Raw genomic sequence first — 12669 nt, 5'->3', positions numbered from 1 at the left:
GACCTCCGGAAAAAATGGGTGTCATTTGTGGCCACCGCCACTCGAAAAGCCGCCGTAGGAGCCGCCCGAACTGCGCGAGCCGCCGCCACCTGACGTACTGCTGCACGTACTGAGGATGATCAGCAGCACGATGATCACCACGCCGATGAGCACGATGGTGCCGCAGCCCAGGCTCGATGCGGCACTCAATGGCGCGGCATCGCTGCGCTTGAACATGTCCTTCTTCGCGTCCAGCTTGAACGCAGTGGCCACCGTGGCGCTGTCGATCTTGCTGCCCGACGACCAGGAGAGCTCGTTGGCCGACCGCTCCATCGACAGCAGCGCGTCGCCGCTCGCGTAGTCGCGGTTGAAGGTCTTCTGTCCGCGCTCCACCTTCCAGTAGAACTCGCCGGCCACGTAGGTCGTCTCGGCGTTGTAGGCGTATTGCTGGCGGAAGGTCTTGCCGAGGTAGGTCGCGGTCTGCGCACCTTCCGACGCGTTCGGCGCACCGGTCGTGGGCTTGACCATGCTCCAGCCATCGGTCGCATCGACCAGAAAACTGAAGCCTCGCTTCTGGTTGTAGAGCAGGTACTCGTCCCAGCCGAAGTGCTCGTCGTCGCCGGGCTCCACACCCATGCGGTGCTGGACGCCGACCACCTGCCACTGCACGCCCTGCAACTGCCCGAGGCTGCCGAGCGGGATCAGCGGGCGCACCGGGTCGTCCTGCTCCGCATGCTTCAGTTGCCCGCCGATGCCTTGCGACAAATCGATGATGCTGTTGCATGACCTGCAGGTGATGGTCTTGCTGTCCGCGAAGTTGACCGTGACCGGCGCACCGCAGTTCGGGCAAGCGAAGCCGCGGCCCTTCTCGTCCTTGACCGATGCGTCGCGCAAGCCTGTGAGCTTCAGGTCGTCGAGCTGCACTGATCGGCCCAGGCTCGCAGTCGGCGGGGCGGTGTCGTAGTCGAGGCTGAGGACCTGGCCCTTGTCGCTGCGCAGCTCGACCACGGAGAACTTGCGGCCGAGCTCGGGCAGGCGCGGCAGTTCGCCTTGCGCCGACACCAGCGCCACCTGCTCGTTGGACGCGACCGTGTAGGCCTGGCCGTTGATCGCCGTGGTGGCGCCGACGCGCAGGTCGCCGGCCGGCGGCGCGGGTTGCTGAAGTTCGAGCGGCAGCGAGAAGACGAAGGCGCCGTTGTCCTCGCTCAACGTGCCGGTACGTTCGCCATCGAGCTGCGCGATCCACTCGGTCCAGCGCCCGCCGTCGTAGGCGTACTGCAGCCGGCCGACCAGCGTGAAAGGCTTGTCCTGGAGGCGGCCAGCCGCGAAAAGTTGCAGCGGACTGAAGTCGTCGAACAGCTCGGCCATCTTGCCGATGCGCGCCAGCGTCTCGCCCTGGCGCACCACCGTGCTCTGGCAATACGGGCAGACCGCGAACGTCGACTGCGCCGAGCGGAATTCGACAGGCGCGCCGCACCCCGGACACGGCGCACGGTAGGCGCGCTGGCTTTCCTCAGCCATGGCGACTGGAAACGCTGCCGGTCACACCAGCTTCTTGAGCAGGTCCGCCTTCTTGGCGTCGAATTCTTCCTGCGTGAGGATGCCCTTGGTCTTGAGCTCGCCGAGTTTCTCCAGCGTGGTCATCACATCGGCCGCACTCACCACGGCCACTACCGGCGCGCTCGCTGCGGCGGCGGCGGCAGCGCCGACGTTGTTGTTCGGGTTCAGGCCTTGCGAGAGGTTTTGCGCCAGCACCTGGCCGAGCGCGACGCCGGCGCCCAGGCCCATCGCGTCGCCTGCAATGCCGCCGCCACCGTTGCCGGAGCCTTCGGCAAACTTGGGAATCGCCTGCGCCGTCTGGTACTGCATGAACTTGCCCATGTCGTTGCCGACCATGCCCATGCCGATCTTCTGGTCGAGGATCTTCTGCAGCTCTTCGGGCAGCGAGACGTTCTGCACCGTGATGTTCTCGAGCTTGATGCCGATCTTCTCGAACTCGGGCACGAGCTGGGCCGCGAGCGCGGTCGCGAACTGGATCTGATTGGCCGCGAGGTCGAGAAAAGGCACGCCGCTCGCAGCGATCGCGTTGCTGATGTTCTGCAGCACGAGGCCGCGCAGCTGACCGTCGAGGTCGGCCACGCTGTAGATGTCGCGCGTGCCGGAAATCTCGGTGTGGAACCGCTTGGCATCGCCGATGCGGAAGCTGTAGTTGCCGAAAGCGCGCAGGCGCACGGCACCGAAGTCCTTGTCGCGGATGGTGATCGGCTGGGGCGTGCCCCACTTCTGGTCGATCTGCTGGCGCGTGCTGAAGAAATAGACGTCGGTCTTGAACGGGGACTCGAAAAGCTTGTCCCAGTTCTTCAGGTACGTGAGTACCGGCAGCGTCTGGGTGGTGAGCTTGTACATGCCGGGGCCGAACACGTCGGCGACCTGGCCCTCGTTCACGAACACCGCGACCTGCGATTCGCGCACGGTCAGCGAGGCGCCGTTCTGGATTTCCATCTCGGCCATCGGGAAACGCCAGGCCAGCGTGCCATCGCCGCTCTCGGTCCACTGGATGATGTCGATGAACTGTTTCTTGATGAAATCCATCAGGGCCATGGTCGCTCCTCGTCAGGTTGTTCTGGGCGGGGCGATATTGCCACAGCGGCCGGCGTTGGCACCGGTTTTTGGCGGCGCCGCGCCCTGCCGCGCAGCCGGCGCTGCCCAGGAGCGGGGTCTACAATCGGCGCCCCCATAAGAGCGCGAATTCAGCGCAGCCCAGGAGCCAAGGTTCATGTCCGAAACGACCCCCGCAAACGTTGCCGCCCTTTCCGCCGAAGACAAGCGCGCCGAGCTGCGCCGCGCGGCGCTCGAGTACCACGAGTTTCCGGTGCCAGGCAAGATCGCGATCGCGGCCACCAAGCAGATGGTCAACCAGCGCGACCTGTCGCTCGCGTACTCGCCCGGCGTGGCGGCGCCCTGCGAAGAAATCGTCAAGGACCCACTCAACGCGTTCAAGTACACCTCGCGCGGCAACCTCGTGGGCGTCATCACCAACGGCACCGCGGTGCTCGGCCTCGGCAACATCGGCGCGCTGGCCTCCAAGCCGGTGATGGAAGGCAAGGGCGTGCTGTTCAAGAAGTTCGCCGGCGTCGACGTGTTCGACATCGAGATCGACGAGCAGGACCCGGCCAAGCTGGTCGAGATCATCGCGTCGCTGGAGCCGACCTTCGGCGCCATCAACCTCGAGGACATCAAGGCGCCTGACTGCTTCTATGTGGAGCGCGAACTGCGCAAGCGCATGAAGATTCCGGTGTTCCACGATGACCAGCACGGCACCGCGATCACCGTGGCGGCCGCGATGGTCAACGGCCTGAAAGTGGCCGGCAAGGACATCGCGAAGGTCAAGCTCGTCACGTCCGGCGCCGGCGCGGCCGCGCTGGCTTGCCTGAACCTGTTGCTCAAGGTCGGCCTGCGGCGCGAAAACGTGTTCGTGACCGACCTCGCCGGCGTGGTTTACGAAGGCCGCGAAGAGCTGATGGACGACGACAAGCGACAGTACATGCAGAAGACCGACCAGCGCAAGCTGGCCGAGGTGATCGAGGGCGCAGACGTGTTCCTCGGCCTCTCGGCCGGCGGCGTGCTCAAACCCGAGATGGTGTCGAAGATGGCGGCCAACCCGGTGATCTTCGCGCTGGCGAACCCGAACCCGGAGATCGCACCCGAAGACGCCCATGCGGTGCGCGGAGACATCATCATGGCGACGGGTCGCACCGACTACCCGAACCAGGTCAACAACGTCCTGTGCTTTCCCTACATCTTCCGCGGCGCGCTCGACTGCGGCGCCACGACGATCACCGACGAGATGGAGATCGCGGCGGTCTACGCCATCGCCGACCTGGCGCAGGCCGAGCAGAGCGAGCGGGTGGCCGCGGCCTACGTCGGCGAAAAGCTCAGTTTCGGTCCCGAATACCTGATTCCGAAACCCTTCGATCCGCGTCTCATGATGAAGATCGCGCCGGCTGTGGCCAAAGCGGCCGAGGAGAGCGGCGTCGCCATGCGCCCGATCAAGGACCTCGACGCCTACCGCGACAAGCTGCAGAGCTTCGTCTACGCATCGGGTACGACCATGAAGCCGATCTTCGACGCGGCAAAGCGCGCGACGAAAAAGCGCGTGGCCTACGCCGAAGGCGAAGAAGAGCGTGTGCTCCGCGCCGTGCAGATCGTGGTCGACGAGGGCATCGCCCGGCCGACGCTGATCGGCCGTCCGGCCATCATTGCGCAGCGCATCGAGAAGTTCGGCCTGCGCCTGAAGGAAGAGCTCGACTACGACATCGTCAACGTCGAGCAGGACCATCGCTACCGCGACTTCTGGCAGACCTACCATCGCATGACCGAGCGCATGGGCCAGACGGTGCAAACCGCCAAGATCGAAATGCGTCGCCGGCTCACGCTGATCGGCGCGATGCTTCTGCACAAGGGCGAGGTCGACGGCTTCATCTGCGGCACCTGGGGTACCACGCACACCCACCTGCACTACATCGACCAGGTCATCGGCAAGCACCCCGGCGGGGCGGACAGCACCACGCAAAACGTGCCGGTGTATGCCTGCATGAACGGCCTCCTGCTGCCGGATCGCCAGGTCTTCCTGGTCGACACGCACGTCAACTACGACCCGACGCCCGAACAGCTGTGCGAGATCACGGCGCTCGCTGCCGAGGAAATGATGCGTTTCGGTCTGAAACCCAAGGCCGCGCTGCTGTCGCACTCGAACTTCGGCACCAGCAATGAGCCGAGCGCGCTGAAGATGCGCCAGACGCTGGCGCTGCTGCGCGAACAGGCGCCCTGGCTGGAAGTCGACGGCGAAATGCACGGCGACGTCGCGCTCGACGGCAAGCAGCGCGGCGCGGTCATGCCGCACAGCGCACTGGCCGGCGACGCCAACCTTCTGGTTTTTCCGAACATCGATGCGGCGAACATTTCCTACAACCTGCTCAAAACGGCAGCAGGCGGCAACATCGCCATCGGCCCCGTGCTGCTCGGGGCGGCCAAACCTGTGCACATTTTGACGGCCAGCGCCACCGTGCGCCGCATCGTGAACATGACGGCGCTCACGGTCGCGGACGCCAACGCCGATCGATAAAGCGTTCAGCGCAAAGCGGGCGCTAACTCTGACACTTCTCTGCCAAGGCAGCGCATGCTCATTTCTTGAGCACGTCGCTTGCTATTCGCGCGCATGTGGTGCACACTGGCGGGCTTGAATTTTCGGGTTAACCCCAAGGGCAATGCCGGGGTTAACCACCGGATTATTCCGGTTTCGACTCCCGTTCTTTTCTGTCTGGTGCCCCATGGCGGCTTACGCCTCACTCACGTCTTTTGCCTCCAAGTTAGCGCTCACCAGCCTGTTGCTGGCCGTTCTGACTCCCGGCGCGGAAGCACGCGAATGGTTCGGACACCGTGACAGTCAATCGGCGAAAGAGTCGATTTCGCTGGCCGAACTGCCTCAGCAGGGTCGGCGAACCTACGAAGCGATTTTGAACGGCGGCCCGTTTCCGCATGAAAAGGACGGCTCGGTTTTCGGCAATCGCGAACGCCAGTTGCCCAGCGAGCGGCGGGGCCACTACCGCGAGTACACGGTCGATACGCCCGGTTCGCGAGACCGTGGTGCGCGGCGCATCGTGTGCGGCGGCGAGCGCCGGGCACCCGACCGGTGTTGGTACACGGCGGACCACTACGCAAGTTTCAGGCGCATCGCCCCATGAGCGATGAACTGATGACGGGAGCGGCGCCTCGCAGCGCCCCGACGAAAGAAGAGATGTTGATGACAACTTTGGAAAGACCCGCGGAGATGACCTTATCCCTTCGTTCCGTGCGACCGAACATCGTGCAGTCGATTCGCGCTTTCCGCGTGAACGACCTGCAGGAAGCGGCGCACGCGGCCAACCAGCACTTCTTGTATGCGAACCTGGGCAACGCCCAGACCAAGCAGGACATTCTGGATCTGATCGCCCAGCAGTTCACGTTCCCTGCGCACTTCGGCAAGAACTTCGATGCGCTGTACGACTGCATGACCGACCCGTTGCACAAGTCGGGCCCGCAGCCTGGCTTCGTGATCGTGCTCGAGCAGATTCCGGCCAACGCCAAATTCGACAAGGAAGCGCGCGAGCAGCTGCTCGACATCTTCCGTGACGCCTCCGACTACTGGGGAGACCGGAAGATACCGTTCAGGTGCTTCTATTCTTTTCTGTAGCCCGTTCTGCATCCACCAGCCAAGCAGAACGGGCGAATGAGGCTTCGCAGGGCACTGACGTGCTCGCAGGGATCGACTTGAGTGCCGATCCCGCCGCCGAAAAAATGCCGACCGATAAACTGGTCGACGTCTCGCCGTTGGCGCTGCGCATGAGCAGCCCCTTCAACGCCGGGTACTGGCTGGCCGCAGCCTGAGGTTGCGCCCCGCCGGAAATTAAAAAGCCCGTCGACGACGGGCTTTTTTCATGGGGGAACAGCCTGGGCAAGTGCGACGTATTCAGCCACCGGCACTTCTTCGGCACGGCGCTGCACGTCGAACCCGCCGGAAAAGCCGTGCGCCTCGAGCCATTTGCCGAGCGTGTGCCGCATGATCTTGCGGCGTTGGCTGAACGCCACCTGCACGATTTCGCCGAGCCGCGCTGCATCGACTTTCGGCGGCACCGCCAGCGGCACCATGCGCACCACAGCACTGTCGACCCGCGGCGGCGGCTCGAAACTTTCGGGCGGCACGAAGAGCACGTTGGCCATCGTGTAGCGCCACTGCAGCATCACGCTAAGCCGGCTGTAATCCGACGTCGACGGGTGCGCGACCATGCGGTCGATCACTTCCTTTTGCAGCATGAAGTGCTGGTCGGCGATGAGGTGCGCGAAGCTCAGCAGGTGAAACAGGATGGGCGTGGAGATGTTGTACGGCAAGTTGCCCACGACGCGCAGGGCGGTCGCAGGCGGCACCACCAGCTTGGCGGCGAGTTCGGCGAAATCGACCCGCAGCACGTCGGATTCGATCACGTCGAGCTGGCCGTGACCGCGCAGGCGCTGCGCCAGATCGCGGTCCAGTTCGATCACGGTGAGCCGGCCCAGCCGCTCAACCAGCGGCTGCGTCAGCGCCGCGAGCCCCGGCCCGATCTCGACCATCGCATCGCCCGGCTGTGGCGCGATCTCCCGCACGATCGCGTCGATGATGCCGCCGTCGGACAAAAAATGCTGTCCGAAGCGCTTGCGCGCGATGTGCTTCACGCGATCAACTCTGGGGGGGTTCGCGGTATTCGACGTAGGCGCGTGCGCGCGTCTCCTGCGCCCAGGTCTGGAAGGCGTCCTCGGTCTTCTTTTCCTTGAGTTCGACGCGCGCGGCATCGCGCTGCTCGGCCTGACTCAGCTTGGTGTCGCGGCGCGCGACGACCTGGATCAGATGGACGCCGAAACGCGACACGACGGGATCGCTGATCTCGCCGGGCTTCAAGCGGTCCAGCGCTTCCTCGAACTCGGGCACGAACTGGCCGGGGCTGGTCCAGCCGAGGTCGCCGCCGTCCTTGGCACTGCCGTCCTGCGAGTTGTCACGCGCCAAGCCTACGAAGTCGGAACCGCCCGCCTGAATCCGCTTCTTGAATTCGGCCAGCTGCGCAACGGCTTCGGCGGTCGTGCGCTTGGGGTCGTTGCGCAGCAGAATGTGACGCGCCTGCGTCTGGGTGACCGTGGCTTGCACGTTCTTGTTGGCAGTGGGCAACTCGCGCTGTTCGCGGATGTACTGGTCCACTTCGGTGTCACTGACCTTGACCTTGCTGTCGACTTCCCGGTCGCGCACCTTGGTGAGCGTGAGCTGGTCGCGCAGGTCGCGGCGGAAGTCGGCCAGCGCGATGCCTTCAGCGGCCACGCGCCGACGCAATTCGACCAGCGTGATCTGGTTTTGTCGCGCCACGGTCGCTTCGGCCTGATCAATGGCGACATCGTCGATGTCGATGCGGTAGTCCTTGGCGATCTGCAGCTGGGCACGCTCGGAGATCAGGCGCTCCAGCACCAGCCGCGTGAGCTCGGGACGGGGAATCTTGGTCGCCTCGGCGCCGTTCTCCCGGACGATGCGCTCCACACGCGATTGCACGTCGCTGTTGGTGATCGGCTCGGAATTGACGAGTGCCACGATGTACTCCGCCGACCGCTGCACGGCCGGACCGGCCGTCGCCGGGCGGTTCGAAGGCACGGCGGGCGGGGCCGTGACGCCGCCGCGAACGATGTCGGTGATACCCCGGCCGCTGCCCGTCCGGAAACCCTGCGCCTGCGCATGCACCGCGGAGGCCGCGGCGAGCGCCGCGACACAGGCCAGCGTCAGGGTGGTGATACGGAAGTGTTTCATGGGCATGTGCTCTGTCTCAGTCGTAATTGGTGAAGCGGCTCGCGCCGGCATAAGGCTGGCGCAGCGGCTGGTAGCGCTGGATGTTCTGGGTGAGCGTGCGCTGGGGATTGGTCCCGATGCTCGCGAAGCCGACGAATTCCAGCTGGAACATGATCCGCTTGTTGGCTGTGACCTGGCCGGTGCTCAATTGTTCCAGCACGACACGGCCGATCCAGCAGCAACCGTCGTACTCGATGCCGAGCACGCCGTCGGTCAGCTTGCGGTCTTGCATGCTGTAGTTCAGGCGTCCGACGGCATACCAGCGGCCGCCGCCCGCGCCGCGACCCGGGCCGAGGTCCTTGCCCTTGTCACCCCACAGGTCGTTGAGCGGCCACTGCCATCCGAAGTCGATCGACTTGTTGCCGTCGGTGCCGCCGGGCAGCGTCGGTGCCTGGTAGCGATACGACGCGGTGAAGTTGTGGTACGGCTCCGGGCTGTACCGGCCGGTGACCGCGCTGCGCACCGAGCGGCGCGTGTCGGGGTTGTACTGGAAGGTGGTGTCCACGCTCCACTTGGACGTCCAGTTGATCTGCGCGCCGAGCAGCAGATCGCTGACCCCTTCCCTGGCCACAGCCGTCGCGGCGGTTTGCCCGGTGGTGGGCAACGTCACGTTCTGGTCCTTGAGGCGGTAGCGTTGCGCGATGCCGAAGCGCGCGGCCTGCTCGCCCGTCTCCGAGTCGTACAGCCGGGTGGAGACGCCGACCGTCAGTGCGTTCGTCGCCGAAATGCGATCGTGGCCGGAGAATTCGTTTTCGTTGTAGACGGTCGCGAAATTGAAGTCGTTGGCTGCGGTGTCGTAGACCGGCAGGTTGCTCTGGTTGCGGTACGGCGTGTTGACGTAGTAGGCGCGCGGCTCCAGCGTTTGCCGGAACGCGCGGCCGAAATAATTCGCGTCGCGCTCGAACACCATGCCGCTGTCGAGACTGATGGTCGGGATCGTGCTCGTGGCGCTCGTCGCACCGTTGGCCAGCGGCCCGTCGAACTGGTAGGTCGCCGTGTGCAGCTTGAGCTTCGGGATGATGAAGGTGCCCGGCGTGAGGAACGGCCGGCTGATCTCCGCCTGCGCAAACACGCGATCGCCATTCGGCTGCAGCTGGACCGTCGGGTCCGCCCGGAAGCGCGAATAGTCGGTGTTGAACGCGATGTCGAAGCCCTTCCAGTCGTACTTGGCGTAATTCGCAGTGATCTGCGGCAGCCGGTCGTACGGCGGAATGACCGGCGCCTGGTCGTACTGCAGCGTCTGGTATTTGGTCGCGCCGAAGAAGCCGTTCCAGTCGCCGGTGGCCCAGTTGAGCGAGCCGTTGCTGTTGAGCAGACGCGTGGTGAGCGACGGCGTGCGCGTGAAGTCGCGCCAGTAGTCGTTGTCGCTCACGCGGTTGATGTTGAGCGTGGCGCTGAGCGAATCGAGGCCGAACGGCTTCGGATCGAAGGTCTGCTCGTGGTGCGTCCACGCGCCCCAGCGGCTGCGATCGCGCAACGAATCGCTCGGCATGTAGTCGAAGCGCGCGGTGCCGTTGTATTTGTCTTCGAGGTACCGGAACTCGCTGCCCAGGTTGATGCCGCGCTTGCTCATCAGGTTGGGGTAGAAGGTCGCGTCGCGATTGGGCGCGATGTTCCAGTAGTACGGCACCGTCACGTCGACGCCGTTCACGTTGTCGATGCCGATGGTCGGTGGCAGGAAGCCGCTCTTGCGGTCGTTGTTGAGCGGGAAACTGATGCTCGGGAACGCCGGCGTGCTGATGCCCATGAAGGTGAGGCGCGCGTCGGTCGCGACGCCCACGTTCTCTTCGGTGTCGGTGGTCAGCGTGGCCGCACTCAGCAGCCAGGCGGGCATCCAGCCCGGGAAATCTTCGCGGCGGCAGGTGGTGTAGGTGGCGCGCCGCGCGACCGACACGTTGCTGTCGACGAAATCGATGCGGTCGGCGTCGCCATGGCCGCCGGTCGCGAGAAAGCGATAGCGCACGTTGTTGAAGAAACCCTCAAAGCTTTCGAGCTTCAGCTCGAGCTCGGGGCCCTCGTACACATTGCCACCCTGGTTCACGCGCACATTGCCGCGGGCCTTCGCCAGGTCGTCGGGCTGGTAGTACTCCAGCCGGTCGGCATTGATGACCGTGTCGCCGCGGCGCAACGAGGCGTTGCCTTCAACGATGGTTTCCAGATCGGGACGCCCCGAAATCCGGTTGCCGTCCACGAAGCTCGGCAACTGGCCCCGCAGCTCGGGCGGAATCGTTTCGGTGAGTTCGGGCGTGCGCTTGAGGATCAGCGGGGCATCGACAGGCGCGCCCTGGGCCGCAGCGCCCTGCGCGTGCAACAACGCCAGCGACAATGCGGCCAACGGCAGCGGCGCGCGGCACCGCTGCCACCACAAGGCTCGGTTCAGTTCAGGCATCGGCAAGGGACAAAGTTCTTGGGGAAGCGGCGCAGCGGGCCGGGGGGGGTTTGCAGGGGAGCAGCGCCAGGCGCGTTTGTAGAATCGATTATCCATGACAGCCTCCCTGCCACCGGCCTTGACGGCCCCTCTCTGGGCCGATCCCGCCCGCGCCGAAGCATTCGAACGCTGGCTGACCGGCATCGCAGGCCCGCAACGACTTCGCCCCGAGACGGTGCGACTCGCTTCGGCAGACGCCAGCTTCCGCCGCTACTTCCGTGTCGACACCACCGATCCCGGGCTCGCCCGCATCGTGATGGACGCGCCGCCGGACAAGGAAAACAGCGCCCCGTTCGTGCAGATCGCCCAGCTGATGGCCGAAGCCGGCGTCAGCGCGCCACAGGTGCTCGACTGGGACTCGGCGCACGGCTTTCTGCTGCTCGACGACCTCGGTCACCAGACCATGCTCGACGTCATCGACCCGACCGACGCCATGGCCAACCGCCCGCTGTACGACGAAGCGATCGACGCGCTCGTCCGCTGGCAACTCGCCTCGAAGCCCGGTGTGCTGCCGCCCTACGACCGTGCACTGTTGACGCGCGAGCTGGCGCTGTTTCCCGACTGGTACATCGCGCAGCACCGCGGCATCGCCGTCGAGGGCAAGTTGAAAGACCGGCTGGACCGCGCCTTCGGTCTGATCGTCGAGAACAACCTCGCCTCGCCCAGTGTCTACGTGCACCGCGACTTCATGCCGCGCAACCTGATGGTGAAGGAGGGAACTTCCACGCTCGGCGTGCTCGACTTCCAGGACGCTGTCTACGGACCGATCACGTACGACATCGCCAGCCTGATGCGCGACGCCTTCCTGAGCTGGGACGAGGAGTTCGTGCTCGAGGTCACCGTGCGCTATTGGCTGGCCGCTCGCAAGGCAAAGCTTCCGGTCGACGCCGACTTCGGCGCTTTCTACCGCGCGGTCGAGTGGATGGGCCTGCAGCGCCACCTCAAGGTCGCCGGCATCTTCGCGCGCTTGACCCTGCGCGACGGCAAGCCGAAATACCTGGCTGACGCCCCCCGCTTCATCGCCTACATCCGCGCCACCGCGGGCCGCTACATGGAGCTGACGCCGCTGGTCCGCGTGATCGACGAGATCGAAGGCAACACCGCGCCCGGCGGCTTCGCCTACGGTCGGGTCTGATGCCGCGTTTCCACTGCGCCATTCCGCTTTCTGCCGGCACGTCGCTCGCGCTGCCACCGGGCGCGGCGCGCCATGTCCAGGTGTTGCGCCTGCAACCGGGCGATGCGATCACGCTGTTCGACGGCGCAGGCGGCGAATACAACGCCACGGTCGAGCGCATGGGCCGCAGCGACGTTGATGTGGTCGTGGGCGCGCACCACGCGGTCGAGCGCGAAGCGGCGCGCGCGGTGCACCTCGCGGTCGGCATGCCGGCCAACGAGCGCATGGATTGGCTGGTCGAAAAGGCCACCGAGCTCGGCGTCGCGAGCATCCAGCCGCTGATGACCGCGCACGGCGTGCTGCGCCTCGCCGGAGAGCGCGCCGACAAGAAACGCGCGCATTGGGAAGCGATCGCGATCGCTTCGTGCGAGCAGTGCGGCCGCAATCGCGTGCCGGCGATCCATCCGGTGCGGCCGTTCGCGGGCTGGCTCGCCACCGCCGACGACAGCCACGCGCGCCTGATCCTCAGCCTGGCCGACGGCACCGCATCGGTGACCGAGGTGGCCGCCACGCTCGGCGAGCGCAGCGTGCAGGTCCTGAGCGGGCCTGAAGGCGGCCTCAGTCCGGGCGAAGAAAAAGACGCCGTGGCGCGCGGCTTCGCCCCGCTCACGCTCGGCCCGCGCGTGCTGCGCGCCGAAACCGCCGCACTGTCGACGCTGATCTTGCTGGGCCGTTAGTTCGTCCTTTCGG

At 65.5% G+C, this 12669-nt stretch carries 10 protein-coding genes; 5 read left to right on the top strand and 5 right to left on the bottom strand.

Annotated elements, in window-relative coordinates; all coding sequences use genetic code 11:
- Positions 1–21: 21 nt before the first annotated feature.
- Both AX767_RS10720 and AX767_RS10715 read right to left on the bottom strand, forming a co-directional pair.
- A complete protein-coding gene (locus AX767_RS10720) occupies positions 22–1500 on the bottom strand; it encodes a DUF4178 domain-containing protein (protein WP_068631174.1) in 1479 nt (492 codons plus the stop codon).
- Positions 1501–1521: 21 nt separating this feature from the next.
- Positions 1522–2580 (bottom strand): SPFH domain-containing protein, encoded by a 1059-nt coding sequence (locus tag AX767_RS10715; RefSeq protein WP_068631172.1) that lies wholly within the window; start codon positions 2578–2580, stop codon positions 1522–1524.
- Positions 2581–2755: 175 nt separating this feature from the next.
- Between AX767_RS10715 and AX767_RS10710 the strand changes: the two genes are divergently transcribed.
- From AX767_RS10710 to AX767_RS10700, 3 genes are all read left to right on the top strand, one after another.
- Positions 2756–5104, top strand: coding sequence for an NADP-dependent malic enzyme (locus AX767_RS10710; protein ID WP_068631170.1), 2349 nt, complete (start codon positions 2756–2758; stop codon positions 5102–5104).
- A 205-nt stretch (positions 5105–5309) separates the two neighbouring features.
- Positions 5310–5723 carry a ribonuclease domain-containing protein gene (locus tag AX767_RS10705; RefSeq protein ID WP_068631168.1) on the top strand — a complete coding sequence of 138 codons (414 nt, stop codon included), beginning with the start codon at positions 5310–5312 and terminating at the stop codon, positions 5721–5723.
- Positions 5724–5809: 86 nt separating this feature from the next.
- Entirely contained in the window at positions 5810–6211 is a 402-nt protein-coding gene (locus AX767_RS10700) for a barstar family protein (protein WP_443082747.1), read from the top strand.
- A 242-nt stretch (positions 6212–6453) separates the two neighbouring features.
- Here AX767_RS10700 and rsmA read toward each other — a convergent pair whose 3' ends face one another.
- From rsmA to AX767_RS10685, 3 genes are read right to left on the bottom strand one after another with little or no spacing between them, the layout of a single operon-like run.
- Complete coding sequence (gene rsmA / locus AX767_RS10695; RefSeq protein ID WP_068631166.1) at positions 6454–7227, bottom strand: 16S rRNA (adenine(1518)-N(6)/adenine(1519)-N(6))-dimethyltransferase RsmA; 774 nt, start codon at positions 7225–7227, stop codon at positions 6454–6456.
- A 4-nt stretch (positions 7228–7231) separates the two neighbouring features.
- Positions 7232–8338: a peptidylprolyl isomerase gene (locus tag AX767_RS10690; protein ID WP_068631164.1), complete on the bottom strand. Its 1107-nt coding sequence runs from the start codon at positions 8336–8338 to the stop codon at positions 7232–7234.
- Between the two features lie 16 nt (positions 8339–8354).
- A complete protein-coding gene (locus tag AX767_RS10685) occupies positions 8355–10766 on the bottom strand; it encodes an LPS-assembly protein LptD (protein ID WP_156481025.1) in 2412 nt (803 codons plus the stop codon).
- A 94-nt stretch (positions 10767–10860) separates the two neighbouring features.
- Between AX767_RS10685 and AX767_RS10680 the strand changes: the two genes are divergently transcribed.
- Both AX767_RS10680 and AX767_RS10675 read left to right on the top strand, forming a co-directional pair.
- Positions 10861–11940, top strand: coding sequence for an aminoglycoside phosphotransferase family protein (locus tag AX767_RS10680; RefSeq protein WP_068631162.1), 1080 nt, complete (start codon positions 10861–10863; stop codon positions 11938–11940).
- Positions 11940–12656: a 16S rRNA (uracil(1498)-N(3))-methyltransferase gene (locus AX767_RS10675; RefSeq protein WP_068631160.1), complete on the top strand. Its 717-nt coding sequence runs from the start codon at positions 11940–11942 to the stop codon at positions 12654–12656. The genes AX767_RS10680 and AX767_RS10675 overlap by 1 nt, the downstream gene beginning before the upstream one ends.
- The last annotated feature ends 13 nt before the right edge of the window (positions 12657–12669 follow it).

The sequence above is a fragment of the Variovorax sp. PAMC 28711 genome (assembly GCF_001577265.1).
GTDB lineage: Bacteria > Pseudomonadota > Gammaproteobacteria > Burkholderiales > Burkholderiaceae_C > Variovorax.
Note: the sequence above shows the minus strand (reverse complement) of the source record. Positions and strands in the feature narration are given on the sequence as shown.